We start from the raw sequence: 26,399 nt of genomic DNA, 5'->3' as shown, positions 1-26,399 counted from the left end.
ACGACGCCCTGGGCCCGCTGCTGGAAAAGATCGCCGCACACGTCGACGGGAAGCCCTGCTGCGCCTGGATCGGCACCGACGGCGCCGGCCACTTCGTCAAGATGGTCCACAACGGCATCGAGTACGCCGACATGCAGGTCATCGGTGAAGCGTTCGACCTGCTGCGCTCCGGCGCGGGGATTGAACCGGCCGAGCAGGCGAAAATCTTCGAAGAGTGGAACAAGGGCGACCTCGCCTCCTTCCTGATCGAGATCTCCGCCGAGGTCCTCGGCCACGTGGACGCGAAGACCGGCAAGCCGTTCGTTGACGTCGTGGTGGACGCGGCCGGCCAGAAGGGCACCGGCCGCTGGACGGTCATCTCCGCCCTCGAGCTGGGCTCCCCGACGTCGGGCATCGCCGAATCGGTCTTCGCCCGGGCACTGTCGTCGCAGGCGGAGCAGCGGAAGCTGGCCCAGGAGCTGCTCGCCGGCGGCGAGGCCGACGTCGAGGTCCCCGAGAGCTTCGTTGAGGACGTCCGGCAGGCGCTGTATGCCTCCAAGCTGGTCTCGTACGCGCAGGGGCTGGACATGCTCACCTCGGCCGCCAAGGAATACGGCTGGGACCTGAAGCTGGACGAGATCGCCTCCCTGTGGCGCGGCGGGTGCATCATCCGCGCCGAACTGCTCAAGGAGATCACCAAGGCCTACGCCGCGGCGGAGAAGCCGGCCAACCTGCTGTTCGCCCCGGCGTTCACCAAGGCGATCGCCGACGTTCTCCCGGCCTGGCGCCGGGTGGTCTCGACCGCGGTCCAGCTCGGCATTCCGGTGCCGGTGTTTTCCTCCTCGCTGGCCTACTACGACGGCCTGCGCCGCAAGCGCCTGCCCGCCGCCGTGATCCAGGGCCAGCGCGACCTCTTCGGCGCGCACACCTACGGCCGGGTCGACGCCGAAGGTACCTTCCACACCCTCTGGGGCGAGGACAAGTCCGAGATCGAAGCCGTGGACACCCACTAGTCTTCCCGCCGACGCGAACGGCCGGTGCTCCCCGCTACTCTGGGAGCAGCGGCCGTTCGTGTTTCCCCGGGATCCCGTCCGGGCGTCCGTCCAGCCACCCGCCCACGTAAGCCAGGAGACCCGCAGATGTCCCAGCCCGTAGCATTCGTCACCGGTGCGTCCACCGGAATCGGTTATGAGACCGCCTGGAAGCTCGCGGCGCACGGGTTCACCGTCTATGCCGGGGCCCGTCGCGTCGAGAAGATGGAGCCCCTCAAGGCCCACGGGGTGACGGTCCTGGCGCTGGATGTCACCGACGAGGATTCCATGGCCGCCGCCGTGGATCAGGTGATTGCCGCCCACGGCCGGGTCGACGTGCTGGTCAACAATGCCGGGTATGGTTCCTACGGCTCGCTGGAGGAAGTGGAGCTGGCCGAGGGCCGGCGGCAGTTCGACGTCAACCTCTTCGGGCTGGCGCGGATGACCCAGCTGGTGCTGCCCGGAATGCGGGCCGCGGGGCGGGGGAGGATCATCAACGTGTCCTCCATCGGCGGAAAGATGTATGAACCGCTGGGTGCCTGGTACCACGCCACGAAGTTCGCCGTCGAGGGCCTGAGTGATTCGCTGCGGATCGAACTCAAGCCCCACGGCATCGACGTGTCGATCATCGAGCCGTCGGGGACCGAATCCGAATGGGGCGCCATCTCCGGCGACAGCCTGCTGGCCACGTCCGGCCACGGGCCCTACATGGACCAGGCGAAAGTGGTGGCGGCAGCGCTGGCCTCCACCGTGGGTTCCACCATGTCCACGCCGCCGCACGTCATTGCCGACGCCATCGTCCACGCCGCGACGTCCCCGAAGCCCAGGACCCGCTATCCGGTGGGCAAGGGGGCCCGGGCCATCCTGCTGCTGCGGCGGCTGCTGCCGGACCGTGCCTTCGACGTCGTGATCTGGAACATCTACAAGCGGTTTCCCGCGTAGCGTCCGCGCCGGGCCCGGGCAGGCGGCGGCCGGTTAGATCCGGTATTCGATCAGGTATTCGGCCGGGTCGACGGCGGGCTTGGTCTCACGCTGCGCATCCCGGTGCCGCCAGGTGGCTGGCACCCCGGTGAGGATCGATTCCGCCGGGGCGTCCTTGACCACCACGGCGTTGGCGCCCACGGCGCTGTCCCGGCCGATGGTGATGGGTCCCAGGATCTTGGCCCCGGCCCCGATCACGACGCGGTCCTCAAGGGTGGGGTGGCGCTTGACCTTGGCCAGGGAGCGGCCGCCGAGGGTCACGCCGTGGTAGATCATGACATCCTCGCCGATTTCGGCGGTCTCCCCGATGACCACCCCCATGCCGTGGTCGATGAAGAAGCGGCGGCCGATCGTGGCGCCGGGGTGAATCTCGATCCCGGTGAGAAACCGGGCCAGCTGGGAGATCAGCCGTGCCGGGAAGCGGAGCGCCGGGTTCTGCCACAGCCGGTGCGTCAGGCGGTGCGCCCAGATTGCGTGCAGGCCGGAGTAGGTGAAGAAGTTCTCGACAGACCCTCGAGCCGCCGGGTCGTGCGACCGGGCGGCATCGAGGTCTTCCTTCAGTCTTGCGAAGAAGCTCACAAAGACCTTTCTACGAAATCGGGGATGGCGGGCTGGACTCAGCCGCGGATGTCGTCGTACAGCACGGTGGAGATGTAACGCTCACCGAAGTCGCAGACAACAGCAACAATCAGCTTACCGGCGTTCTCCGGGCGCTTGGCGAGTTCCAGGGCTGCCCAGACGATCGCGCCGGAGGAGATGCCGCCGAGGATGCCTTCCTTGACGCCGAGCTCGCGGGCCACGCGGACCGAGTCCTCCAGGGTGGCGTCGATGACCTCGTCATAGACGTTGGTGTCCAGGATTTCCGGGACGAAGTTGGCGCCGAGGCCCTGGATCTTGTGCGGGCCCGGAGCGCCGCCGTTGAGGATGGGGGAGTCCTTGGGCTCGACGGCGATGATCTGCACCTCGGGCTTGCGCTCCTTGAGCACCTGTCCGACGCCGGTGACGGTTCCGCCGGTGCCGACGCCGGCGACGAAGATGTCGACCTTGCCGTCGGTGTCCGACCAGATTTCCTCGGCCGTGGTCTGGCGGTGGATCTCCGGGTTGGCCTCGTTGGCGAACTGCTGGGCCCAGATCGAATTCTCCGTGTTCGCGACGATCTCCTGGGCCTTCTCAACGGCGCCACGCATGCCCTCGGAGCCGGGAGTGAGCACAATCTCGGCGCCATAGGCACGGAGCATGACACGGCGTTCGGTGGACATGGTCTCCGGCATGGTCAGGATGACCTTGTAGCCGCGGGCAGCGCCGACCATGGCCAGGGCGATTCCGGTGTTGCCGGACGTGCCTTCGACGATGGTGCCGCCGGGCTTGAGCGCACCGGACTTCTCCGCGGCGTCAACGATCGCGACACCGATCCGGTCCTTGACGCTGTTGGCCGGGTTGTAGAACTCCAGCTTGACCGCCACGGTGGCGTCAAGGCCTTCGGTCAGCCGGTTGAGCCGGACCAGCGGGGTGCCGCCGACCAGCTGGGTAACGTCGTCATAGATCCGTGCCATGGGTGTCTGCGCCTGTCTGTTGAGGAGGGGATACTGAGGTCAGCCTAACGAGGGGCCGCGGGCCCCAGCTAAGCATTAAGCCATGCTGAGTAATATTTCCTGGCTTTGGCCAGCTTCGGATTGATGATCACCTGACAGTAGCCCTGCTCCGGGAACTTCGCGAAGTAGTCCTGATGGATTTCCTCGGCCCGGTGGAACACCGGCAGCCGGCTCACCTCCGTGACGATCGGATGAGCCCACAGCGACTGGTTCCGCTCGATCGCCTCCTCGAAAAGGATCTTCTCCTCGGTCGTCTCATAGAACATCGAGGAGCGGTACTGGGTCCCGACGTCGTATCCCTGACGGTTGAGCGTGGTGGGGTCATGGAGTGCGAAGAACATGTCCAGGATGACCTCTGCCGGGATGACCTCGTCGTCGAAAGTCACCGCCACCACCTCGGCATGGCCGGTGGTTCCGGAGCAGACGGCGTAGTAGTCGGGGTTGCGGTGATGGCCTCCGGTGTAGCCCGAAACTACAGCACTGACACCCTTGGTTTTCTGGTAAACGGCGTCGAGGCACCAGAAGCAGCCTCCGCCGAGGACAAAAGTTCTCATGCTCTCTTCAATGGTTGAAGGGCCCCGATGATTCCCGACGGCTGCGGGGCGGGCCCGCCGATAGGGTAAAAATGGGGGTATGGAACCTGTAAACACCGACGTTTCAGCTGGCCCCCCTGAGGGAACCAACGGTGCCGGCGACCGATCCGGGGAAACCCCCGGGGCGCCCACCCTGGGCATGATACTGCTGGCCGTGGAAGAACTCTGGCCCGAATCCCTCGCGGAGGACTGGGACGAGGTGGGACTCGTCGTCGGCCGCCCCACCGCCGAAGTGCACAGGATCCTCTTCGCCGTCGACCCGACCCTCGAGGTGATCGAGGAGGCCATCGACTATGGCGCCGAACTGCTGATCACCCACCATCCGCTGCTGCTCAAGGGGGTCACCTCGGTTGCGGCAACCACCGCCAAGGGCCGGGCCGTGCACCGGCTGATTGAATCGGGGACGGGGCTGCTGACGGTACACACCAACGGGGATTCAGCCGTCGGCGGCGTCTCGGATGTCCTGGCCGACGCCCTGGGCCTGCAGAACGTTGCCCCGCTGACCCCGGCCGCGAACGGCCTGCCGGAGGAAGGCATCGGACGGGTCGGTGACCTGGCCGAGGTCCAGACCCTGGGCGACTTCGCCGCGCGCGTCTTCGGCATCCTGCCCTCGGTTGCCGGCGGGGTGCGCGTGTCCGGGGACCGGGACGGGCTGGTCCGGCGCGTGGCCCTCTGCGGCGGCGCGGGTGATTCCCTCTTCGGCGAGGTCCGGGCCAGCAACGCCGATGTCTTCCTGACCGCCGATCTGCGGCACCATCCGGCGTCGGAGGCCCGCGAGGCGGCGGTCAATGACCGGCCCTACCTGATCGACGTTTCCCACTTCGCCAGCGAGTGGCTGTGGCTGCCCGCCGCGGCGGAGGCGCTGGGCAACGTGCTGAACGACCAGGGGCACGACGTCGACATCCGGGTCAGCACCACCAACAGCGATCCGTGGGACTTCATTCTGACTCCGGGCGGGGACTAGAGTCTAGGGAGCGCCGAATAGGTGCCCGGCTCCGGCCGGCAGGGAATAAGCGGAGGTAAATAGTGGCCAAGGCAGCACCGGCGGAACAGTTGAAGTTGCTCGAATTGCAGGGACTTGACGCGAAACTCAAATCCCTGTCCAACCGCCGCCGAAGCCTTGAAAGCGACTCCCGGATCACCGATCTTGAAGCGGCACTGAGCGTGGCCACCGGTGAACTCGGCGCGGCGAAGATGGCTGTCCACGACGCGGAACTCGAGCTCAAACGTGCCGAAGCGGACGTGGAGCAGGTTGCCACCCGGATCGAACGCGACGAGGCCAGGCTCAACAGCGGCACCGGCCTATCCAAGGACCTCGTGGCCCTGCAGCGCGATCTGGTGTCCCTCAACAAACGCCGCTCCGACCTCGAGGACGTCGAACTGGAAGTCCTGGAGCGGCTGGACTCCCTCCGCCTGCGCCAGGCCAGCCAGCAGCAGATGGTGGACGACATCCAGGGCTCCTTCGGCTCCATCCGCTCCGAACTGGACGAGCAGCTCGCCGAAATCGCCGCCGAAGCCACGGTGGTGCGCGGCAAGCGCGCCGAGTTCGCCGAGGGGCTGGACGCCGGCCTGCTGGCCATCTACGAGAAGACCCTGGCCAAGCGCGGAGTCGGAGCTGCCCGCCTGTTCCACGGGACATCCGAGGGCTCGGGCATGCAGCTGAGCCCCGGCGACCTCGCCGAAATCAAGGCCGCGGCCGAGGACGACGTGGTGTTCTGCCCGGATTCCGGCTGCATCCTGGTCCGCTCCGCCGAATGGGCCTAACCACCCATCAGGCTCGCAGCAGGGGCCCGTTTTGAACACTCAAAACGGGCCCCTGCTGCGAGTTAGTCGGGGAGGATGAGGTTGAGGGTGTGTGGCTTCCGGGCCGTGCCCGCGACTAGTTCGGCGGTCCACTTCTCGGCTGCCGCTTGTCTCAGCTGGGCGGGAGTCTGCAGCTCCTTGCCCCGGCGGGTCAGCAGATGCCGGGCGAGTTCGCCCCGGGTGTGCTTGGCGAAGTGGCTGACCACTTTCCGTACCCCATTGACCTCGGTGAACACGTTGACGGCAACGGTCTGCGCCGGCGGGGGCGTCCACGCCGCGGAGTAGGTGCTGGACCGGCAGTCCACCAGCAGTTCCCCTTCCGCGGCGACGGCGAGGGCCGCAGTGAGCTGCGGCTTCCAGAAGGACGCCAGGCGCCCGACGTCGGGCAGCGTGGTCGCCATCGACAGCCGGTAGGCGGGCACCCGGTCGCCGAACCGGATGGCGCCCCAGAGCGCGGAAATGACCAGCACGCACGCATCGGCCTTCCTCCGCTGCGCCGGGGTGAGGGAGTTGTAGTCCAGGGCGTCGTACAGCACGCCGGAGTAGACCTGATGGGCGGGGGCCGCCGGCTCGGCGTGCAGCCTAGTGTTGCGTTCGACGTCGGCCCGCAGCGAGGCGCCGACCCCAAGAAGCGCCAGGGCGTCCTCATGGGCGCTGACCGTGCCGAGCCCCTCCAGCACCTTGGCCCGGTACGCGTTCAGCCCGGGGAAGCTCAGGGTGGTCCAGTCGACGGCGTCGCCGGCCGTGGCGGGGGTCTTGCCTTCGGAGGGCGGCAGCAGAATCAGCACCATCCAATCCTAGTCGCGCCCGTGGTTCCGAAGGCGCCCGTCTCGACGGGGCCGGGGTGCCCGCAGGCTACGTGCCCGCAGGCTACGCCGCCTTGAACGGTGGAGCCTGCGCCGGGGGAGCCGGTGGAGCCTGTGCCCTGGAAGCCTGGGCTGCCTGGGCTGCCTGGTTTTCCCGGGCGAGGAAGGCGGACAGCTCCCCGATGGTGCTCATCAGCGGTGCCGGGAAGACGACTGTCGAGTTCTTGTCCACGGCGATTTCCACCAGGGACTGCAGGTTCCGCAACTGGAGCGCCAGCGGGTGGGCCATCATCGTGTCCGAGGCCTCGCCCAGGGCCGTAGCGGCTATCGACTCACCCTCGGCGGAAATAATCTTGGCCCGCTTCTCACGCTCGGCCTCGGCCTGGCGCGCCATGGCGCGCTTCATGGTCTCCGGCAGCTGGATGTCCTTGAGCTCCACGAGGGTAACCTCGACTCCCCACTCCAGTGTGAGGGCGTCGAGGATCTCGCGGATATCGCTGTTGATGCGCTCCGTTTCCGAGAGCGTCTGGTCAAGGCTGTGCCGTCCGACGACTTTCCGCAGCGTGGTCTGGGCGATCTGGTTGATGGCCGCCGACACGTTTTCGATCGCCACCACGGACTTCACCGCGTCAACGACCCGGTAGTAGGCCACCGCCGAGATGTCAACGCTGACATTGTCCTGGGTGATGATTCCCTGTGACTGGATGGGCATCGTTACGATCCGCAGGCTGACGAGGGTGAGCTTGTCGATAAACGGGATAATAAAACGCAAACCGGGCATCCGGACGCCGACCACCCGGCCAAGCCGGAACAGGACCCCCTGCTCGTACTGCCGCACAATCCGGATCGCCATTTTGGCCAGTATGAGTACCAGAGCCACGGCGATCAGCCACAAGATGATGGCGGTCCAGTCCATCGGAATCATTCCTTGCCTGGGAGGATACTTCCTGTCTAAATTCTCTCACCGGAGGCCCGAAAAGGATCCGGCGGGAGGGCAGTTGCCGGGGAGACCGTAGAATGAACAGCGGATGGGTTGACCAGGCGGCCGCGCGTCACGCAAGTGGCTCGAGGAACGTCCGGGCTCCGCAGGGCAGGGTGGTGGGTAACGCCCACTCGGGGTAACCCGCAGGCCAGTGCCACAGAGAACAGACCGCCTGCATGCGGCGCGTGCGTGCACGGGCTGCAGGGCAGGTAAGGGTGAAACGGTGGTGTAAGAGACCACCAGCTTCCCGGGTGACCGGGAAGGCTAGGTAAACCCCACCCGGAGCAAGGCCAGACAGGGCACGTTTGAGGGCTGCTCGCCCGAGTGTCCGGGTAGGCTGCTGGAGGGCGTCGGCAACGGCGTTCGTAGATGGATGGCCGCTACTCCCGCGTTGGCAACGGCGCGGGAACACAGAACCCGGCGTATCGGTCAACCCATCCATTCACACCGCAGGCAAACGATAGCGGCGCCCGGCACCGTGTGGTGCAGGACGCCGCCGAAAAGACCGGGCAGAGAACCAGGCCTAAGCCTTCCGCTTCACCCAGCCCCAAACCCCGGTTGCCACAAACAGGACCAGGCCAATGACCGCCAGCCAAAGCAGGCCCTTCACGGCGAAGCCAAGAATCGAAAGAACGAGCCAGATGATAAGTAGTGTGATTATTAGTCCCATACGAACATCCTACGGGGCAGGGCTCCCGATCCGCGGACTCTAAGCCGGGGGCTGGGGCCTCCCGCATCCTCCGATCCGGCACAGGCGCCGCTCATGGATCCGAACTACCCGCCGACGACCGCGGCCTCGAGGTGGCCATCGCCGGCGTGCAGCAGAGCCCCGAAGACCCCACCAGGGGCGCGCCGATCCTGAACATCCGCCCAGCGTATCCGGCCACGCGCTGTGTGAGTCATTTCACGCGTCACCGGGGACAAGACTGAGCCGGGCCGCCGGTAGAATGGATGCTGAACGTAGAAGTTCTGCCGCCGGGTCTGCGTTCGCAGCCGGTGGCTTTTCTTTGCTCGACACAGGCGCCCGGGGTGGACCGAATCCCCGCCGGCGCCGAGGTTCCGGACACCCTCCGGCGGCCGACTTCCGCATACGACGTCGTATGCAGTGGATTCTAGGAAGGTATTTCTGTGAGCCAGACGTCAGATTCTTGTCTTGATACGTGGATGGGCCGGGAGGCCCTCGCCGAGGCCATGATCCCGGTGATCGGCCGGCTGTACCGCGAGAACAACGTGGTCACCTCCATCCACGGTCGCAGCCTGATCAACAAGTCCACCATGAACATCCTTAAGGCGCACCGCTTCGCCCGCCGGATGAGCAAGGAAGAACTGCGCCTCGAGGAAACAGCTCCGCTGCTGGACGCCCTGACCAAGCTTGAGCTCGGGGCGGCTGCCATCGACATTGCCCGCCTCACCGAGAAGTACCGGGTCGAGGGAAATGGCGCCACCCTGGACGAGTTCCTCCGTGCGGAACTCGCCGAGGTTGTTGGCAAGCGCGGCGGCGACGACCGCACCAGCACCGACGTCGTCCTCTACGGCTTTGGCCGCATCGGCCGGCTGCTGGCCCGCCTCCTGATCGAAAAGGCCGGCGGCGGCCACGGCCTGCGCCTGCGCGCCATCGTGGTGCGCCGCGGCTCGGACAACGACCTCGCCAAGCGCGCCAGCCTGCTGCGCCGTGACTCGGTCCACGGCTCCTTCGAGGGCACCATCAAGGTGGACCTCGAGAACGACACCATCACGGCCAACGGCGTCCAGATCCAGGTCATCTACTCGGACAACCCCGCGACGGTTGACTACGCCGCCTACGGCATCCACGACGCTCTTGTCGTCGACAACACGGGACGCTGGCGCGACGCTGAGGGCCTGTCCCAGCACCTGCAGAGCAAGGGCGTTTCCCGCGTGCTGCTCACCGCTCCGGGCAAGGGCGACCTGAAGAACATCGTGCACGGCATCAACCACGGCACCATCACCGACTCGGACAGGATCGTGTCCGCGGCCTCCTGCACCACCAACGCCATCACCCCGGTTCTGAAGGCGATCAATGACCGCTACGGCGTGGTGCACGGGCACGTCGAGACGGTCCACTCCTTCACCAACGACCAGAACCTGATCGACAACTTCCACAAGGGTGACCGCCGCGGACGCTCCGCCGCGCTGAACATGGTGATCACCGAGACCGGTGCCGCCAAGGCCGTGGCGAAGGCCCTGCCGGAACTGCTGGGCAAGCTCACGGGCAGCTCCATCCGCGTCCCCACCCCTGACGTGTCCTTGGCCATCCTGAACCTGAGCCTGGAAAACGGCACGACCAAGGACGAGGTCAACGACTACCTGCGGGAAATGTCGCTGCACTCGGAACTGCGGAAGCAGGTCGACTACATCGACTCGCCCGAGGTTGTCTCCACGGACTTCGTCGGCTCCCGCCGCGCCGGGATCGTCGACGGCCTGGCCACCATCTCCAACGACAAGAACCTCGTGCTCTACGTCTGGTACGACAACGAGTTCGGCTACAGCTGCCAGGTGGTCCGCGTCATGGAGGAAATGGCCGGCGTGAACCCGCCGTCATTCCCGGCCAAGGATGCAGCAGCAACCCTGGAGGCGGCCGGCCTTCCAGTCGAGGTCACGGCCTGACGGCATGTAGCTGACTTTGTTCCGCCTTTCCCGGCCGGTCCTCTGGAATCGGCCGGGAAAGGGCACCACAATGGTGCAATGGAACAGAACTCTGCAGTAGAGCACGAGACCACCCTGGAACACGCGCTGGACGTCGCGCGGCGGAACGTCAAGGAAGCCAAACGACTCCTCGATGACGCCCGTGCCAAGCATGCGGCCGGTGAGGTCGACGAGGCGCGGGTCCGCCAACTTGAATCGCTGATGGCCCTCGCCAACGAAGACCTTCTGCGCGTGACGAAAGAGAACTAGCAGGGCACCTGTCCTCCACACTGTGGACAACGGCCCCGGCGGCGGGCGCCGGGCCTAAGCTTCGGGGGTGGAAAGAGTTCGCACCGCCCCGGAACGCCCCGGCCCCCACGGCGCGACCCGGAGAAGGCAGGCCGGAGAGCATTCTGCCGGGATGAGCGCGTGACCCTCACCTGGGCCGAATTCCGGCGGGCACGACGGCGGTCCCGCCAGGCGTGGGTACTGTTGACTTCCGCCGCAGTCGCGCTCGTCGCAGGGCTCGGCTGGTTCTTCACCGCCGGGCAGTTTGCCGCACTCGACGCGCCCGCCGACGGACCCCGAGAGGCGCCCGTGCTGGCAGCCGGCTGGATGAACGCCGTCCCATCCGTGCGGTCCGTTCCGCCAGGCCCGGCCGCGGGGCTGCTGGAAACGCTGGAAGTCAAGGGCCGCGCGGCCCAGGACAATTACGACCGGAGCGCCTTCGGCCAGGCCTGGCTGGATGCCGACCGCAACGGCTGCGATACCCGCAATGACATCCTCCGCCGTGACCTGCCGGACGCCGAGTTCACCGGGGGTTCCCGCTGCCTGGTGGCCGCCGGATCCTTCCGGGAGCCGTACACCGGCCGCCTGACCGCGTTCCGGCGGGGAGCCGCGAGCAGCAAGGCGGTGCAGGTGGATCACGTCGTGGCCCTGGGGGATGCCTGGCAAAAAGGTGCCCAGCAGTTGACCGGGGGGCAACGCGAACACCTCGCGAACGATCCGCTGAATCTGATCGCCGTTGACGGCCCGGCCAATCAGGACAAGGGCGCATCCGACGCCGCCACCTGGCTTCCGCCGAACAAGGCCTTCCGCTGCCACTACGTCGCCCGGCAGATCTCTGTCAAGGCGGCCTACCGGCTGTGGGTCACCCCTGGGGAGAAGGAAGCGATGAAGCGGGTCCTCGGCTCCTGTCCCGGGCAGCAGACGATCACCGCGACAGCTCAGTAACATTCAGCCATGGACACCTTCGAATACCTGGCACCGCTGCTGGGCGTTGCCACCGGGGCGGGGGAGTCGAAGGCGGGTGTGGGTGGATTCCTGGCACACCGGGCCGGCATGGATTAACCTGAGCGGCGGCGTTGGCGGGGACGGCGTCCTCCGGCTGAGCGGCTCCTACTCCGCCCCTGCCGGGACACCCGGGCCGGGTTTCACCGCGCTGTGCTCCCGTCCAGGGCGTGGGCGGCGAGTTCGGCTTCCAGGCGTTCGACGTCCTCGCGGTGGCAGAGCTCGGTGGCGAGGGTGGTCACGGTGGCGCTTCCGGCGGCGACGGCGGCCCGGAGCGCCTCCTCAAGGTTCCGGCCCTGGGCCAGGCGGAGCACGAAGGCGGCCAGGAAGCTGTCACCGGCCCCGACGGTGCTGGTCACCTTCACCCGCGGCACGGCCATCCGCAGAATCCCGGATTTTGAGGCGAGCACGGCTCCTTCGCCGCCGAGGGTCAGGGCGACGTGTTCCGCGGAGCCGTCCGCGACCAATGCCGCAGCCGCCTCGACCTGGCTTTCGTCACTTTCCAGGGTCGTGCCAAAGTGCAGCCCCAGCTCCCGCCGGCTCGGCTTCACCAGGAACACCCCTTCGGCGAGGGCTTCGGCCAGGGCCGGTCCGGACGCGTCCACGATGCAGCGCGCATCCTGCTGCCGCGCCAGCCTGGCCACCCGGGCGTAGAAGTCCTCCGGGACGCCCGGCGGAAGGCTTCCGCTGGCCACGACATAGCCCCCCACCGGAATCGAATCCGCCACGAGCGCCAGGAACAAACGCCACTCGGGCTCACTCAGCTCGGGGCCCTGCAGCACGAAGCGGAACTGCTTGCCCGTCGTCGTCTCATCGACTGTGAAATCCTGGCGGGTGCTCCCTTGGATCGGCACGGCCAGGGTGGGGACGCGTTCGGCTTCGATGAGCCGTCGGTACGCCTCGCCGGTGGGTCCCCCGGCGGTGTAGACCGCCAGGGTCCGGCCACCGAGGCGCTGCACCACCCGGGAGACGTTCACGCCGCCGCCGCCCGGGTCCAGGCGGCTGGTGCCGCAGCGCAGCTTGTGGCCGCTGATGACCTGCTCCGTTGTGGTGCTGACGTCAAGCGCGGGGTTTACGGTGAGCGTGAGGATGGGCTGCATCGCCATCGGTCGGGGGGCTTCCATGGCCCAAGCATAGGAGCATGGCGTCACCCGTGTCCCAGGCTGGACATCCCCTTGTGCCGCAGTCGCCCGCTCCGCGAGAATGGGCGCGGCAGGATAGGCGGCACGAACGTCCGCCGCAACGAGTGGATCGGGAACCATGGCACAACGCAAGGACGGCGACGGCAAGTCCGGATCCGTGAAGGCTGGCGACGGCAAGGTGAAGTCTGGCCGGAAGGGCGCGAAGGGGCGCGCGTCGGATCGGAACGGGCGGTTGCCCCTCAGCGTCTATGAGGCCGAACTCTTCCGGCTCCAGGCCGAGCTCGTCGCGCTGCAGGAATGGGTCCGCAGCACGGGCGCGCGCGTGCTGGTGATCTTCGAGGGACGCGACGCCGCCGGCAAGGGCAGCGCGATCAAGCGGGTCACGGAGTACCTGAACCCGCGCGTTGCCCGCATTGTGGCGCTGCCGGCCCCGACGGAGCGGGAGCGCGGTGAATGGTATTTCCAGCGCTACGTAAAGCATCTTCCCGCCGCCGGGGAAATCGTCCTGATGGACCGTTCCTGGTACAACCGGGCCGGCGTGGAACATGTGATGGGGTTCTGCACCCCGACAGAGCACAAGCGCTTCATGGCCCAATGCCCGGTCTTTGAACGCCTGCTGGTCCAGGACGGCATCCTGCTGTTCAAATACTGGTTCTCGATCAGCCACGCCGAACAGGAACGGCGCTTCAAGTCCCGGCTGGATGATCCGATGCGGCAATGGAAACTCTCGCCGATGGACCGGGAGGCGATCCTCCGCTGGGAGGACTACTCCCGCGCCAAAGACGACATGTTCATGCAGACAGATACCGCCGAATCGCCCTGGTATGTGGTCGAGGCGGAGGACAAGCGCCGGGCACGGATCAACATGATCGCCCATCTGCTCTCCAGCATCGACTACACCGAAGTCCGGCGTGAGCCGGTGACCCTGCCGGAACGGCCCAAGGCGATCAACTACACGCGGCCGCCGCGGGACCTGTTCCGATACGTCCCGGACCACGCCTCGATCCTGCAAAAACCGGACGAATAGCCTGCGGGCCAGGGAAATCCCCAACCGGCCGGGTGCCGTCGGCCGGCCCGGGCAGGTAGGGTACCGGCATGGACATCATCCTGGTACCCGGATTCTGGTTAGACGCCTCGTCGTGGGAGGAGGTGACCCCGCCGCTGGTCGCGGCCGGACATCAGGTCCACCCGCTCACGCTTCCCGGGCTGGAATCGGCCGACGCGCCGCGGGCCGGCATTGGACTGCGCACCCACATTGACGCCGTCGTGGCGAAGATCGACGAGTTCGATGCCCCGGTGGTCCTGGTGGGCCATTCGGGCGGGGGCGCCATCATCCACGGCGCCGTCGACGCCCGCCCGGGCCGGGTGGCCAGGGCCATCTACGTTGACAGCGGCCCGCTCGGCGACGGCGGCGTCATCAACGATGACCTGCCGGATGACGGCGACGAGATCCCGCTTCCGCCGTGGGAGTTGTTTGACGATGAAGACCTCACCGATCTTGACGGGGAGCTGCGGGCCATGTTCCGGGCCCGCGCCATCCCGCAGCCGAAGGGGGTTGCCCAGGACCGGCAGCGGCTGCACGACGAGCGCCGCTATGACGTCCCGGCGACCGTCATCGCCTGCGAGTTCCCCTCTGCCATGCTGATCGAAATGATCGGGGCCGGGCACCCGTACGTCGCGGAGCTTGGGCGGGTCCGCGAGGTCGACTACATGGACCTTCCCACCGGGCACTGGCCGCAGTTCACCAAGCCGGCGGAGCTGGGCGCGGCGATCCTGGCCGCCGTCGACCGGAGCGCGTGAGCCCGTTCCCTAGTGCCCGAACGGGTCCGGATCCACGCCGGGCATCCAGGTCAGCCCGGGGACGCCCCAGCCGCTCTTCTTCGCCTGCCTCATCGCCTTGCGGGCGTAGCGGTCGATCAGCCGGTTGACGTAGAGCTTGCCGTCGAGGTGGTCGTACTCGTGCTGGATCACCCGGGCAAACCAGCCCGTCGCCTCGAAATCGACCGGGTTGCCGTCCCCGTCGAAGCCCTGCACCCGGGCCCACTCCGCGCGCTGGAGCGGGTACTGGCCGCCGGGGAAGGACAGGCAGCCCTCCTCGTCCTCGTCCGGATCCGGCAGCGCGCCGGAAATCTTGGAAAGGGTCAGGACCGGGTTGACGACGACGCCGGACGGCGGGGCGCCGTCGTCGTTGTCGTACTTGTAGATGAACAGCCGTTTGCCGACTCCCACCTGGGGCGCGGCGAGACCGACGCCGTTGGCGGCGTCGTTGGTCTCGAACATGTCGGCGATCAGGGTCCGTAGCTCGTCGTCGAAGACTTCAACCTCGGCGGCCCTGCGGTGCAGTACGGGCTCGCCCCAGATCGTGATGGGCAGGACGGTCATATCAGGAGAGTTCCTCAGGTGCTGTGTTGAGCGGCGGGTCAGTCGGCAATGGTGCGGCCGACGACGTCGCGCATGATTTCGTTGGTGCCGCCGAAGATGGTCAGCAGCCGGGCAGCCAGGAAGGCCTGGGCCACGGGGTATTCCAGGATGTAGCCGTAGCCGCCGTGCAGCTGGAGGCACCGGTCGGTGACTGACTTGGCGCGCTCGGACGCCCACAGCTTCGCACGGGCGGCGGAGGCGGCGTCGAGTTCGCCGGCGTTGAAGGCCCGGATGGCCTGGTCGACGTAGGTTTCGGTGACCTCGACCTCGGTGAGGATGTCGGCGAGTTCGAAACGGCTGTTCTGGAAATCGATGATCCGCTCGCCGAAGGCGTTGCGGTCCTTCGTGTAGCGGACGGTCGCCTCGTAGATGGCGCGGACGACGGCGGAGCTCGCGACAGCGATCGCGAGCCGGCCCTGGGGGAGCTGCTCGGCGGCATACTGCAGGCCCTTGCCCTCGTCGCCGACGAGGTCCGCGTCCGGAACCCGGACATTGTCGAAGAACAGCTCGGCGGTGTCCGAAGCCTTGAGGCCCATCTTGTCCAGCTGCTGGCCGGTGGCGTAGCCCTCACCCTTGCGGACCATGAACAGGGAGAAGGAGTCCTGCTTGCCCCGGCCGGTGCCGCCGTCGGTGCGGGCCAGGACCAGCGAGGCGTCCCCGGAGATGCCGTTGCCGATGAAGGTCTTCTGGCCCGTGATCAGCCAGTCGTCGCCGTCGCGGACGGCCTTGGTGCGGACGCCGCGGAGGTCCGAACCCGCGCCGGGCTCGGTCCAGGCGATCGAGGTAACCGTCTCGCCGGAGACCATGCCGGGAAGCCAGCGGCCCTTGAACTCGTTGGAGCCGTAGGCCAGCAGGTGGGGGAGGACCATGTCATCTTGCAGGTGGAAAGCCAGTCCCACGGCGAGGTGGTTGCTCTTGGCGAATTCCTCGTCCAGCACGGCGCGGAAGCGGTAGTCGTCCATGCCCATGCCGCCGAACTCCTCCGGAACGGCCAGGCCCAGCAGGCCCTGCTCTCCGGCTGCTGTCCACAGGTCCCGGGACATCATGTGGTCCTGGTCCCACTGGGCGTAATGCGGCGCCACGGCCCGGGCGTTGAACTCGGTCGCCATCTCACGGAACATCTCGTGGTCTTCTTCAAAAAGCGTGCGCTTCATCGCGTTTCCTTCCGGTCACGATTCCATGGACAGACAACAAAGGCCGCACCGGATATCCGGTACGGCCTTCGTCTAAGGTCGGACAATTACTGCCGTCCTTCATGAGGGTGAGCGACGGGGGTTGAACCCGCGACCTCCTGGACCACAACCAGGCGCTCTGCCAACTGAGCTACGCCCACCATGTGCCCCGCCATGCCCTCCGGCTGACCGGCTGGCTGAAAAGGCAACGACAAATAGCTTACCTGCTCTTGGGGGCTTCTTTTGCCACTTTTCGGCATTTCGCCAAAATTTTCCTCAAACGTGGCGCAGATTACTAACAGGCAGCCCCCGGGGGTTACGTCCCCGGCGTCGCAGCGGGGGTATCGGCGGTGGTCTCGGCGGGGGCGTTGGAGGTCGCCTCGTCGGGGGCCGGTTCGTCCGCCGTTCCCATGACCTTCCTGGCGATCCGCTGCGCTGTGGCGCTGTCCGGCCCCGGTGCGGGGACGAACACGGCCTCGCGGTAGTAGCGCAACTCATCGATGGAATCCTGGATGTCGCCGAGGGCGCGGTGGCCGCCGAGCTTCGCGGGGGACTGGAAGTAGGCCCGCGCGTACCAGCGCCGGGAGAGTTCCTTGATAGTGCTCACATCGATAACCCGGTAGTGCAGGTGCTCCACCAGCTCGGGCATGTCTCGGACCAGGAAGACGCGGTCCGTTCCCACCGAGTTGCCGCCCAGCGGGGCCTTCTTCGGGTCCGGCACCCACTTCTTGATGTAGTCCAGGACGATTGTCTGGGCCTCCGCCATGGTCCTGCCGTGGGGGAGCTCGGCCAGGAGGCCCGAGCGGGTGTGCATGTCGCGGACGAAGTCGTTCATCTGCGCCAGGGCCGCGTCATCGGGTTTGATGACGACGTCCACGCCGTCCCCGAGGACATTGAGCTCCGAGTCCGTCACCAGCGCGGCCACCTCGATGAGGGCGTCGTTGATGCTGTCCAGGCCGGTCATTTCGCAGTCGATCCAGACGATGCGTTCATTAGATATAGGCACGCGCCCAGCCTACCGTTTCGTTGCCGCCGGGCGGTCCGGTGCTAGGATTTCGGGTACGCGGGCGTCGATAATTTTCGTCATCGCGGCGTGCCCCGGGCCGGTTCCCACGGCCGGCTGAGGGTGCAGAAGAGCCCCACAACAGATTGGACGATCCTGAGATGACGGTGCCTGTGCCTGCGGCGGGGAAAACGGCTGCCGGCACGTCCCCGACGGCGGCTGTTGCTGAAGTGGATAATGCCCGCTCACCGCTGCTCGCGGGATTCGTTGGCTCCGTGTTTATGGCGCTCGGTTCGCTCGGCGTGGGCTGGCTTGCGCCGGTTTCCGAGCTCCGCCGCGTTCCGCTGTTCATCTGGATGCGCACCGAAGCGGTCGGCGTCGCCCTGTGCATCGTGCTGCTGGCCGTCGGCGGCATGCTCCTCGTCCGTGCCTGGCTCAGGCTGGGCCAGCGCGTGCGGGTCTGGGGGGCGGAGGCCCGCAAGGCGACGCTGCAGGCCGTCGCCCTGTGGGGGCTGCCGCTGATGTTCTCCGTTCCCCTGTTCAGCCGCGACGTTTACGCCTATATCGGGCAGGGCCGCCTCATGGTGGAGGGCTTCAACCCCTACGAAAACGGCATCTCCGCGCTGTCGAACTATTTCCAGCTCGGGGCCGACAAGATGTGGACCGAAGCGCCGGTACCGTACGGCCAGCTCTTCCTCTGGATCGAGCAGTTCGTGGTCTGGTCCACCAACGTGCACCCGGAAGCCAGCATCATGCTGTTCCGTCTCGCCGCGCTGGTCGGGATCATCCTGTGCATCATCTACGTGCCGAAGCTCGCCGAACTGCACGGCGTCAACCCGCACCGCGCCCTGTGGCTGACCGCCGCCAACCCGCTGTTCCTCACCAACTTCATCGCCAGCGTCCACAACGACGCCCTGATGATCGGGCTGGCCCTGGCCGGGCTGTACTACTGCGCCACCCGCCGGGTCATCCTCGGACTGGTCCTGGTGACGCTGTCCATCTCGGTCAAGCCCATCACGATCGTCTTCCTGCCCTTCATCGGCCTGCTCTGGGCGGGAAAGAACGCCAGCTGGCCGCGGAAGTTTATGTTCTGGGCCCTCACTGCCGGCCTTAGCGTGGCCCTGCTGTACGCCATGAGCATGGTCAACGGCTTCGGCTTCGGCTGGATCAACGGGCTCTCCGCCCCTGGCAGCATCTGGATCTGGTACGCCCCGGTCGGGCTGCTGGGCCTGATGGTCGCGTCGATCTTCAACGCGTTCGGGCTCGACGGCTGGGGGCTGGCCAAGTGGGTTTACGACGCCGGGAAGCTGCTGGCGCTCGGCATCATCGCCTGGCAGATCTTCCGCGGCGACTATGACCGGCTGATCCGCCGCCTGACGCTCGCGTTCGCCGCCGTCGTCGTCCTGGCCCCGATGATCCAGTCCTGGTACGTCGTCTGGCTTATTCCGCTCTTCGCGGTCACCGGTATCCGTGACGACTGGCAGGTCAAGGCCCTGTACTTCATCGTCTCCTTCTTTATGGTGTACGCGATCTCGGACCAGCTCGAAGTCTTCCCCTACCTGCAGACCGCTGATCTCGGCCTGGCGCTGGCCCTCGCCCGGAACGCCGCCGCGATCATCGCCCTGCTCTTCGCCCTGTATCTGATCTTCCTCGATCCCAAGACCAAGCTGCTCTTCAGCAAGTCCGAGGAACCGGTCACCACCCGCCCGGTTATCTGAGCCCGGTCAGCTGAGGTTCCGCAGGGCCTCCCGGCGGGAGAGCGGGCTCAGCGCCTCGCCGTACCGCGCCGTGAAGTCGCGGACCCAGCCCGGGTCCGTGGCGGAATAATCACGCAGGGCCCAGCCGATCGCCTTCCGGATGAAGAACTCCGGGTCGGCCAGGTTGGGTTCGATGACCGCCGCCAGCAGGACGGGATCCGTGGCCGATTTGGCGCCCAGTTGTGCCGTAATGGCGGCCCGCCGGATCCAGAAGTCGGGGTCCGTGCTCCAGCGGCGGAGAGCCACGGACATGTCCTCCCGGTGCGTCTGCAGCAGCCCGCAGAGCCGGTGCGAGACCCCGTCCACCAGATCCCACCAGGCGCCGCTGCGGATGATCTCCTCGTAGAGCGGCAGCATGCTCAACTCGCCGGCGGCCAGCCTCAGCCCGGTGAGGTCGATGGCCGCATAGCGTTCCTCCCGCCAGCCTGCGTCCCGCCACAGCTCCAGCACGGTGGACTGCAGCTCCCCGAGGGAGCCGGGAGGCACTTCCTTCGCGGCAGCCTTGACGATCCGCCGCACCACCGGAACCCGCACGCCCAGCGAGGGCATCACGGACTTCAGATAGGCCTGCGCCCCTGCCGCCCTGGTGGGATCGGCGGCACCGCGCAGCTGTGACCGGATGGCGGAAATCAGTTCAGCGTTGGCCATGAGGCAACTTTAGCCATGCCCCGGCTGGCCCTACAGTGGAAGGCATGTCGATGATCAAGAGCCCAGCCGAGATTGCCCTGATGCGCGAAGCCGGCAGGGTGGTGGCAAACACGCTGGAACGCGTCCGGGCTGCCGCCGCCGTCGGCGTGTCCCTGAAGGAACTGGACGGGCTGGCCGCAGCGGCGATTGCCGACGCCGGGGCGACGCCGGCATTCCTGAACTACAAACCGCGGTGGGCTTCGGTGCCGTTCCCCGGGGTGATCTGCACCTCCGTGAACGACGCCGTGGTGCACGGCATCCCCAACGACTACCGGCTGCGGGACGGTGACCTGCTCAGTGTAGACTGCGGCGCGTTCCTTGACGGGTGGTGCGGCGACGCGGCGGTCAGCTTCATCGTGGGAACCGCCGACCCCGTGGACCAGGCCCTGATCGATGCCACCGACGCAGCCCTGGCACGCGGCATCGAGGCCGCCCGGATCGGGAACAAGATGGGGGACCTCGGCTACGCGATCGGCGGGGCGTCCCGCCGCGCGGGCTACGGCCTGCTGGCCGACCACGGCGGCCACGGCATCGGCACGACCATGCATGCCGAACCGCATGTCCCCAACGACGGCCGGCCCGGACGCGGCATCAAGCTGACCGAGGGGCTGGTGATCGCAATCGAGCCGATGCTGATCCTGGGCGGCAAGGACGACTACTTCCACGACGACGACGAATGGACCCTCCGCTCGGCCAACGGCAGCCGCGCGGCGCACAGCGAGCACACCGTGGCCATCACCAAGGACGGCCCGGTCATCCTGACGCTTCCATAGCGTCCGTGGGCTATCGGAGCTCTTTGGCCTCCTGGACGGCGCCGGGCCGGGGCGGAGCCAGGCGGACGACGGCACGTCCCGGCACCGCGTTGTTTACCACGTCAAAGCCGGCTGCCCGGAAAAGACACAGGGTGCCGGGATACAGATCGGCAGGGCCGGCCCTGGGCCGTTGCGAGGGATCCACAGGGTAACCCTCCACCACGTCCGCGCCGTGGGTGAAGGCGTGCACGACGGCGGCCGCCAGCAGCGCCCGCGCCACGCCGGTCCGGCGTTCGCCGGGGGCGACCACAAAGCAACTTACGGACCACACCTGGTCCCCGTCGGGATTCCCGGCTCCCTCAGGGCCTGCTGCTGCCAGCACCTTCGAGCGCAGGATCCTCGGATAGCAGCGGCGGGGTTCGACGGCGCACCAGCCCACGGGATTCCCGCCGCTGAAGGCCAGCACCCCCGGAGCCGGGGCGCCGCCGTCGAACTTGTCCCGCAACTGGACTTTCCGCTGCTCCGGGGTCGACGCTGACCACTGTGTTCCGGTCAGGGCGAAGAACCGGCACCAGCAGCGCGACGGCTCACCGCGGACGCCGAAGAGACGCTCGACGTCGGGCCAGTCCGCCGCGGCGGTGGTCAACGCTGCCTGCCGGCCGGGTTCTGCGTCGCCCATGGGTCAGCGCCTGGGGGTGTCAGCGCGTGCGGGTACCGTTGCCGGCCTGACGGCTGACGCGAGTGCGGTGGGCCGCGAGCCGCAGCTGGATGATGCGGGCGGCTCCGGCGATGGCGACCAGCACACCGCCGCCGACTGCCGCGATGAACAGGGCGATGCCGAGCGGGACCGACCCCTCGAGGCCAAAGAATTTTACCTGCACATATTCCTGGTTCTGCAGGATGAATGCGATCAGCAGGATCAGCACCACCAGCGCGCAGGCAACCGCGGCCCAGACCATACCCGCACGGGTGACCTGCCGCGTTTCAGGGGCCGGAGCCGGCGTTTCTGGCTCCGCTGCACGGGGAGCTTCCACACCAGGGGCTGCCGTTGCGGAAACCGGAGCGCCGGAAACAACATCGGTGCTGCCCGCAGGGGCCTCAGTGCTGTAGCCCTCCCCGGCGTACCCGGACGGGCCGTCAGCCGCTGCCGGGTACTGGGCGGGCACAGAACCGTTGGAACCGTTGGAATCGTGCGGATCGAATCCGCGGGGTGTCTGGGTCATGGCGGCCGTACCTTTCGCTTGCCGGCAGGGCGCGCGGGCTTTCCCTGGAGGTCCTGCCTGTCCACTCCATACTAAGTGTGCTGATGTCGGACGGGGGTATTCGGGAGAGGGCGCGTTGCAGGAAGGTGTGGGCCGCGGATGCGGCCCTGATGGGGAAGCGGTCCAGGCGGACCGCACCATGCCGATGATATGGCCAGGATGTCCGTGAAGAGCGCTGACGGGCGGGCAGCGGTACCGGAATCCTCGTGGAGCCGCCGGGGAAAGGGCGGGCGGTTGGCATGGGGCGGAGGACGGTATAGCGTCGCAGCCAAGGGGATGCCTGGAGGAGGCGGCCGTGAGCATTGTCGACAACGCGGTGTACGTGGACGGTCGCCGCACCGCGGACCCGGAAAGCCTCGACGAGACATATTTCATCCTGCGGCAGCGACAGGGGATGGCCTGGATCGGGCTCTACCGGCCGGATGCGGAAGAACTGCAGTCCGTGGCCGACGAATTCGATCTCAACCATTTGGCCGTGGAAGACGCCCTCGCCGGCCATCAGCGGGCCAAGCTGGAACACTACGGCGAAACGCTTTTCCTGGTCCTCCGCCCGGCGCGGTACCTGGATGCCCAGGAGAAGGTTGAGTTCGGCGAGATCCATGTCTTCCGCGGGGCCGACTTCGTGATTACTGTCCGCCGGGCCGAATCGCCGGACCTGGCCCGGGTCCGGCGACGGATGGAATCCGAGCCCGCGTTCCTGGCCCTGGGCCCGGACGCCGTGCTCTACGCGATCCTGGACCAGGTCGTGGATGAGTACGAGCCGGTTGCCGCCGGCCTGGAAAACGACGTGGATGAAATTGAGGACGATCTCTTCGCCGCGGATCCGGGCGTGTCGCGCCGGATCTACGAACTCTCCCGCCAGGTCATCATGTTCCAGCGGGCGACGGCGCCCCTGACCCTGATCCTGCAATCACTGATGGCCCAGACGCCGGACCATCGGCCCAATCCGGACCTGCTGGACCACTACCGGGACGTCCTTGATCATGTATTGCGGCTCAGTGAGCGGATCACTGCCTTCCGCGCCCTGCTGCAGAATGCGCTCGCGGTCAACACGGCGCTGGTGGCCCAACGGCAGAACGACGAAATGCGCTTGCTCACGGAGTCGAGCTACGCCCAGAACGAGCAGGTCAAACGCATCTCCTCGTGGGCGGCCATCCTGTTCGCGCCGACGCTGATCGGCACAATCTATGGCATGAATTTCCGCAGCATGCCGGAACTTGACTGGGCCTTCGGCTATCCGATGGCGCTGGGCCTGATGGTGGCCATGGGCCTGGTGCTCTACTGGACCTTCAAGCACAACAAGTGGATCTAGCGGTAAGGGCCGGCGTGCGCCTCCCGGCCGAGGCCGCGGCTCCGGCCCGCGGCAGGTTCCGCAGGCCGGAGCCGCTCTGTGTGCCCCAGGAGGGAATCGAACCCCCGACCGGCGGATTACAAGGTTGGCGATTCGGCTGAAGAAGAATCGAACGTCGTCGAGTTCCCGTTCCGCTGGCAGCCGGCCGCCGATCAGCCGCTTAGGAAGACGGCATGAGCCCGGCAATGGTGCCGATCGCCGTCGGGTCCACCGTCACAACAGTCGAAGAGCTCGATGCGCTGCCCCTCCTCACGGTTATTGTCGCGGACCCCGACGGACGTCAGGACCGGGAGGACCAGCGCTGTTTGATGCTTCAGAAGCGGGCCGATTACGGTGCGGATCCAAGCTGGTACGCAGCGAGAACGATCACCAAAAACGATTCCGCCGTTTCAGAGGAAGACTCCGCGGTCCATGGTGGACACTATGGTCCGTTCCTGGTCCTCTGGCTCCCATCTTTTGACTCTTCCACCGAGGGCGCCGCGTGAGCGCGCTGCACCTCGCCCCTGTCCCGGCCCAAGAGCCGGACAGTGAGGCGCTGACGTCCTTCCGCGAGTGGCGCGTCGCTGTTGACGCCGCCGCGGCCCTTCGCGACGCGATGAAGGGCCGGCGTATTCGCTTCGTCGGGATGTTCCGCAACGCCGCCCACCAGCCCACCGGCCGGATCAAGGACGTCACGTCTGCCGGCTTCAAGGTCCTCTGGGACGGGTCCACCCAAACCGAGTGGACCGACCCTGACAGCGTCCTCTTCATCCCCTGACTTAAAAGCGAGTGCCGGCCCAGATGTTCGAGCATCCGGCCGGCGAGGCAACCAGTTCCCGGCTACGGACCCTGGCTGCGTCATCAGTTTATCTGCTGACGCCCCCAAACTCCATAGCTTGAGCTGCGCCGCCTCCCACCCATACCGAGGCGGTACGGCTACCCCGCCTGGCAGCAGCCACACAACACGCTAAGCCCGCGACTCCATGGGCTACTTACTGGGTTAGAGCCAGTTCCAATGTCGCGTGTGCAGGCAGGGTGTTCACCCATGACGAGCAATCGCAGCCGGAGGAGTAATCCTCCCGGGAATCGAAGAAGTGCCAGCACCTACAGTGGGCCCAGCCGGGCCGCCAGATCTGCACACATACCGCCCGGCAGCCCTGAGCTGCCGGATGCCGCCACTGCCCAGGAGTAATGCCCTGAGCCTGATGACGATACGACCGACGACCGACGTGACCGACGCGGTGTCCTAAGTTCTGATTTCTGTCTGATAGTCCGTCCCACCAGCACCTTCGTGTGCTCATGGGGCGGATCTTCAGGCAGAAGTCTCTCCTCTCCCAACTCCCTCTGCTCTCTCCGCGGTATCAGCAAAACCAAAAGACAAGGCCTGCAAAGCAGGCCCAAAGAGCCCGAAAACTTCCAGACTACCGAGCGGCAGGAACGGTCGAACCCGTGTACAAACAGAGCGACAAAAACGAAAAACCACTGGGGGACACATTGAATACCGAGGACACACTTAGCTACTGGATCGCCTGCATGAAGGCAGCCGACCTGACACCGAAGACGATCCGCGAGCGCCTCATCTTCATCCGACAACTGGCCCGCGGTGTCGGGGATCTGGGGGCAGTGACCAGGAAAGAGCTGATCGTATGGACGGCAGAGCAGAACTGGTCCAATTCCACACGGGTTCACCGGCGTTCGGGGCTGCACACGTTCTTCGCCTGGTTGCAGGATGAGCAGCTTCGGATCGACAACCCCGCGTACCGGTTGCCCAGGGTGGCGACGCGGAAGCGGGAGCCGAACCCTTTCACGATCGCGGAGATCAACACGCTCGTGGCCGGCGGGATCTACCGGAAGACCCGGGCCATGGTCGCACTGCACTATTACCTCGGGTTACGGGTGTCGGAGATCGCGGCCGTGAATGGCTCTGACGTGGACTGGGATGTCCGGATGCTATCCACGGTGGGGAAGGGCCGCAAAGACGCGACGTTGCCCGTCCCTGCCGCCGTGTGGCCGTTGTTCCTGGAGATGCCGAGGACTGGGTACTGGTTTCCGAACCGGACAGCCAACAAGCTGTTCGCCGCGGGGGAAGGGCACATCATGGGCAACTCCGTCTCCGGCCTGATTGGGGATGCGATCAAGCGTGCCGGGCTCAAGCACCGGCCCCATGACCTGCGAGCCGCCCTGGCTACCGAGATGCACGAGGCCGGCGTGAGCGACTTCGTCGTCCAGCGCAGCATGCGCCATTCCAACATGGATACCACCACGATCTACCTCAAGCTCCGGCCCGAGGGCATCCGGCACGGGTTCGACCAGTTGCCGGCGATCACCTTGCCGGAACGCTCCGGCCGCCGTCGGCAGAGCTTGGCTGCCTGAGAACGAAAAAGGGCCGGCCACCTGAAGGTGACCGGCCCTGCTCGTGCCCCAGGAGGGAATCGAACCCCCGACCGGCGGATTAGAAAGCCGCTGCTCTATCCCCTGAGCTACTGGGGCCGGGCGGAACTCAGTGTATCGCCGCCTATGACCCAGCGACAAAATGGTTTGATGATACATTTCGATCAACATCTACCAGGGGGACCCGCATGTCAGATAAACCGCTCCACAGCTTCACCTCGCACATCTCCGGTAAGAATGCCAAGGTCTCCATCTACCCTGACCGGGTCGAATGGGAACGGTCCGGCAGCTACTCCGGTGCCGCTATGAAAACTCTTGGTTTGTCCATGGTCATGCCCGGCCTGCGCAAGAAGGACACGGAGATGATCCCCGTCCGGTCCATCACCAGCATCACATCCAAGAAGGGCATGGCGAACACCACCGTCAGCGTCATCGTCCCTGGCAACACTATCGACTTCCGCGTCTCCCACGGCGAAGCTAAAACCGTTAAGGAAACCCTGCAGCGTCTCATGCTCAGTAACTGATCCGTGGCCTGAAACGGCAGAGAACATCCTGAGCTTGCCTGCTGGCCGTGTTGGGCAGGGAATACCGCTAAGAGGCCCAGGAGGCCACAAAAAAGCCCCGCACTCATAAAGAGTGCGGGGCTTTTGTGCATCATCTTCAAGTCGGAGGGCCTTGGGCTTGAAGTGTCCTGGCGGTTTTCAAGTTTGCTTGATGACGCTGGGGAACTTAACCGGTCGAAAGGACCGTTGAAGTGGCCGTAGGATTGGCGCAGACTTTCA

General features: G+C 66.5%; 29 protein-coding genes, 2 tRNA genes and 1 other RNA gene. 17 read left to right on the top strand and 15 right to left on the bottom strand.

Translation table 11 applies throughout. The features are described 5' to 3' along the window. On the top strand, positions 1-992 hold a 992-nt coding region (gndA, locus tag QCD75_RS19450), incomplete at its 5' end, for an NADP-dependent phosphogluconate dehydrogenase (RefSeq protein WP_301231069.1). Positions 993-1,118: 126 nt separating this feature from the next. Further along, positions 1,119-1,952 carry an oxidoreductase gene (locus QCD75_RS19445; RefSeq protein ID WP_301231067.1) on the top strand — a complete coding sequence of 278 codons (834 nt, stop codon included), beginning with the start codon at positions 1,119-1,121 and terminating at the stop codon, positions 1,950-1,952. A 33-nt stretch (positions 1,953-1,985) separates the two neighbouring features. On the opposite strand, the gene epsC is transcribed toward QCD75_RS19445, so the two are convergent. The 3 genes from epsC to msrA all read right to left on the bottom strand — a co-directional run bounded on the left by epsC (position 1,986) and on the right by msrA (position 4,137). Then, complete coding sequence (gene epsC, locus QCD75_RS19440; protein ID WP_226761789.1) at positions 1,986-2,570, bottom strand: serine O-acetyltransferase EpsC; 585 nt, start codon at positions 2,568-2,570, stop codon at positions 1,986-1,988. A 38-nt stretch (positions 2,571-2,608) separates the two neighbouring features. Next, on the bottom strand, positions 2,609-3,544 hold the full coding sequence (gene cysK, locus QCD75_RS19435) for a cysteine synthase A (RefSeq protein ID WP_301231066.1): 936 nt from the start codon (positions 3,542-3,544) through the stop codon (positions 2,609-2,611). Between the two features lie 68 nt (positions 3,545-3,612). Next, positions 3,613-4,137 (bottom strand): peptide-methionine (S)-S-oxide reductase MsrA, encoded by a 525-nt coding sequence (gene msrA / locus QCD75_RS19430; protein ID WP_301231065.1) that lies wholly within the window; start codon positions 4,135-4,137, stop codon positions 3,613-3,615. A gap of 79 nt (positions 4,138-4,216) precedes the next feature. Here msrA and QCD75_RS19425 point away from each other — a divergent pair, with 79 nt between their 5' ends. Both QCD75_RS19425 and QCD75_RS19420 read left to right on the top strand, forming a co-directional pair. Then, positions 4,217-5,140 carry a Nif3-like dinuclear metal center hexameric protein gene (locus QCD75_RS19425; RefSeq protein WP_301231064.1) on the top strand — a complete coding sequence of 308 codons (924 nt, stop codon included), beginning with the start codon at positions 4,217-4,219 and terminating at the stop codon, positions 5,138-5,140. Between the two features lie 62 nt (positions 5,141-5,202). Beyond that, complete coding sequence (locus QCD75_RS19420) at positions 5,203-5,940, top strand: zinc ribbon domain-containing protein (protein WP_301231063.1); 738 nt, start codon at positions 5,203-5,205, stop codon at positions 5,938-5,940. Positions 5,941-6,002: 62 nt separating this feature from the next. Here the strand turns inward: QCD75_RS19420 and QCD75_RS19415 are convergent, their stop codons facing one another. Both QCD75_RS19415 and QCD75_RS19410 read right to left on the bottom strand, forming a co-directional pair. Further along, positions 6,003-6,767 (bottom strand): YaaA family protein, encoded by a 765-nt coding sequence (locus QCD75_RS19415; protein WP_301231072.1) that lies wholly within the window; start codon positions 6,765-6,767, stop codon positions 6,003-6,005. Positions 6,768-6,849: 82 nt separating this feature from the next. Further along, on the bottom strand, positions 6,850-7,701 hold the full coding sequence (locus QCD75_RS19410; RefSeq protein WP_301231062.1) for a slipin family protein: 852 nt from the start codon (positions 7,699-7,701) through the stop codon (positions 6,850-6,852). Positions 7,702-7,814: 113 nt separating this feature from the next. On the opposite strand from QCD75_RS19410, the gene rnpB reads away from it, so the two are divergent. After that, positions 7,815-8,208: RNase P RNA component class A (rnpB, locus tag QCD75_RS19405), an RNA gene on the top strand. Positions 8,209-8,290: 82 nt separating this feature from the next. On the opposite strand, the gene QCD75_RS19400 is transcribed toward rnpB, so the two are convergent. Next, the gene (locus tag QCD75_RS19400) at positions 8,291-8,437 is read right to left on the bottom strand and encodes a hypothetical protein (RefSeq protein ID WP_202129072.1); all 147 of its coding nucleotides are present in this window, start codon (positions 8,435-8,437) and stop codon (positions 8,291-8,293) included. Between the two features lie 458 nt (positions 8,438-8,895). On the opposite strand from QCD75_RS19400, the gene QCD75_RS19395 reads away from it, so the two are divergent. The 3 genes from QCD75_RS19395 (at position 8,896) to QCD75_RS19385 (ending at position 11,643) form a co-directional block, all read left to right on the top strand. After that, the gene (locus tag QCD75_RS19395) at positions 8,896-10,392 is read left to right on the top strand and encodes a glyceraldehyde-3-phosphate dehydrogenase (RefSeq protein WP_301231060.1); all 1,497 of its coding nucleotides are present in this window, start codon (positions 8,896-8,898) and stop codon (positions 10,390-10,392) included. A gap of 78 nt (positions 10,393-10,470) precedes the next feature. Further along, positions 10,471-10,680, top strand: coding sequence for a hypothetical protein (locus tag QCD75_RS19390; protein WP_301231059.1), 210 nt, complete (start codon positions 10,471-10,473; stop codon positions 10,678-10,680). A gap of 159 nt (positions 10,681-10,839) precedes the next feature. Then, on the top strand, positions 10,840-11,643 hold the full coding sequence (locus tag QCD75_RS19385; protein ID WP_301231058.1) for an HNH endonuclease family protein: 804 nt from the start codon (positions 10,840-10,842) through the stop codon (positions 11,641-11,643). 200 nt (positions 11,644-11,843) lie between these two features. Here QCD75_RS19385 and QCD75_RS19380 read toward each other — a convergent pair whose 3' ends face one another. Continuing rightward, entirely contained in the window at positions 11,844-12,824 is a 981-nt protein-coding gene (locus tag QCD75_RS19380; RefSeq protein WP_301231057.1) for a 1-phosphofructokinase family hexose kinase, read from the bottom strand. Between the two features lie 136 nt (positions 12,825-12,960). Between QCD75_RS19380 and ppk2 the strand changes: the two genes are divergently transcribed. Then, entirely contained in the window at positions 12,961-13,869 is a 909-nt protein-coding gene (gene ppk2 / locus QCD75_RS19375) for a polyphosphate kinase 2 (protein ID WP_441005520.1), read from the top strand. Positions 13,870-13,937: 68 nt separating this feature from the next. Continuing rightward, positions 13,938-14,642: an alpha/beta fold hydrolase gene (locus tag QCD75_RS19370; protein WP_301231056.1), complete on the top strand. Its 705-nt coding sequence runs from the start codon at positions 13,938-13,940 to the stop codon at positions 14,640-14,642. 9 nt (positions 14,643-14,651) lie between these two features. Here QCD75_RS19370 and def read toward each other — a convergent pair whose 3' ends face one another. From def to orn, 4 genes are all read right to left on the bottom strand, one after another. Continuing rightward, positions 14,652-15,224 carry a peptide deformylase gene (gene def / locus QCD75_RS19365; RefSeq protein WP_301231055.1) on the bottom strand — a complete coding sequence of 191 codons (573 nt, stop codon included), beginning with the start codon at positions 15,222-15,224 and terminating at the stop codon, positions 14,652-14,654. 38 nt (positions 15,225-15,262) lie between these two features. After that, positions 15,263-16,417: an acyl-CoA dehydrogenase family protein gene (locus QCD75_RS19360; protein ID WP_301231054.1), complete on the bottom strand. Its 1,155-nt coding sequence runs from the start codon at positions 16,415-16,417 to the stop codon at positions 15,263-15,265. Positions 16,418-16,523: 106 nt separating this feature from the next. Next, positions 16,524-16,596, bottom strand: a tRNA-His gene (locus tag QCD75_RS19355). Between the two features lie 155 nt (positions 16,597-16,751). Then, positions 16,752-17,399: an oligoribonuclease gene (gene orn / locus QCD75_RS19350; RefSeq protein WP_441005521.1), complete on the bottom strand. Its 648-nt coding sequence runs from the start codon at positions 17,397-17,399 to the stop codon at positions 16,752-16,754. 200 nt (positions 17,400-17,599) lie between these two features. Here orn and mptB point away from each other — a divergent pair, with 200 nt between their 5' ends. Next, positions 17,600-19,156 carry a polyprenol phosphomannose-dependent alpha 1,6 mannosyltransferase MptB gene (gene mptB, locus QCD75_RS19345; protein ID WP_301231051.1) on the top strand — a complete coding sequence of 519 codons (1,557 nt, stop codon included), beginning with the start codon at positions 17,600-17,602 and terminating at the stop codon, positions 19,154-19,156. A 6-nt stretch (positions 19,157-19,162) separates the two neighbouring features. Here mptB and QCD75_RS19340 read toward each other — a convergent pair whose 3' ends face one another. Next, positions 19,163-19,843 carry a DNA alkylation repair protein gene (locus QCD75_RS19340; RefSeq protein ID WP_301231049.1) on the bottom strand — a complete coding sequence of 227 codons (681 nt, stop codon included), beginning with the start codon at positions 19,841-19,843 and terminating at the stop codon, positions 19,163-19,165. Positions 19,844-19,887: 44 nt separating this feature from the next. Here QCD75_RS19340 and map point away from each other — a divergent pair, with 44 nt between their 5' ends. Next, entirely contained in the window at positions 19,888-20,655 is a 768-nt protein-coding gene (gene map, locus QCD75_RS19335; RefSeq protein ID WP_301231048.1) for a type I methionyl aminopeptidase, read from the top strand. 10 nt (positions 20,656-20,665) lie between these two features. On the opposite strand, the gene QCD75_RS19330 is transcribed toward map, so the two are convergent. After that, positions 20,666-21,313, bottom strand: a complete 648-nt coding sequence (locus QCD75_RS19330; RefSeq protein ID WP_301231047.1) for a GNAT family N-acetyltransferase — start codon at positions 21,311-21,313, stop codon at positions 20,666-20,668. Positions 21,314-21,332: 19 nt separating this feature from the next. Continuing rightward, positions 21,333-21,857 (bottom strand): lipopolysaccharide assembly protein LapA domain-containing protein, encoded by a 525-nt coding sequence (locus QCD75_RS22260; RefSeq protein ID WP_367400674.1) that lies wholly within the window; start codon positions 21,855-21,857, stop codon positions 21,333-21,335. A gap of 334 nt (positions 21,858-22,191) precedes the next feature. Here QCD75_RS22260 and QCD75_RS19320 point away from each other — a divergent pair, with 334 nt between their 5' ends. From QCD75_RS19320 to QCD75_RS19305, 4 genes are all read left to right on the top strand, one after another. Continuing rightward, positions 22,192-23,208 (top strand): magnesium and cobalt transport protein CorA, encoded by a 1,017-nt coding sequence (locus QCD75_RS19320; RefSeq protein ID WP_301231046.1) that lies wholly within the window; start codon positions 22,192-22,194, stop codon positions 23,206-23,208. A 212-nt stretch (positions 23,209-23,420) separates the two neighbouring features. Next, positions 23,421-23,732 carry a hypothetical protein gene (locus tag QCD75_RS19315; protein WP_301231044.1) on the top strand — a complete coding sequence of 104 codons (312 nt, stop codon included), beginning with the start codon at positions 23,421-23,423 and terminating at the stop codon, positions 23,730-23,732. Then, positions 23,729-24,004, top strand: a complete 276-nt coding sequence (locus tag QCD75_RS19310; RefSeq protein ID WP_301231042.1) for a hypothetical protein — start codon at positions 23,729-23,731, stop codon at positions 24,002-24,004. Before QCD75_RS19315 ends, QCD75_RS19310 begins: the two co-directional genes overlap by 4 nt. 755 nt (positions 24,005-24,759) lie before the next feature. Further along, a complete protein-coding gene (locus QCD75_RS19305; RefSeq protein WP_301231041.1) occupies positions 24,760-25,599 on the top strand; it encodes a tyrosine-type recombinase/integrase in 840 nt (279 codons plus the stop codon). A 44-nt stretch (positions 25,600-25,643) separates the two neighbouring features. Here QCD75_RS19305 and QCD75_RS19300 read toward each other — a convergent pair. Beyond that, positions 25,644-25,716: transfer RNA gene (locus QCD75_RS19300), tRNA-Arg, on the bottom strand. 89 nt (positions 25,717-25,805) lie between these two features. Here QCD75_RS19300 and QCD75_RS19295 point away from each other — a divergent pair. Continuing rightward, positions 25,806-26,141, top strand: coding sequence for a hypothetical protein (locus QCD75_RS19295; protein WP_301231040.1), 336 nt, complete (start codon positions 25,806-25,808; stop codon positions 26,139-26,141). The last annotated feature ends 258 nt before the right edge of the window (positions 26,142-26,399 follow it).

Origin of the sequence: Arthrobacter sp. PsM3 (genome assembly GCF_030433895.1) — a bacterium.
GTDB lineage: Bacteria > Actinomycetota > Actinomycetes > Actinomycetales > Micrococcaceae > Arthrobacter.
The sequence above is the reverse complement of the archived record's forward strand: the minus strand, read 5'-3'. Positions and strand labels throughout refer to the sequence as shown.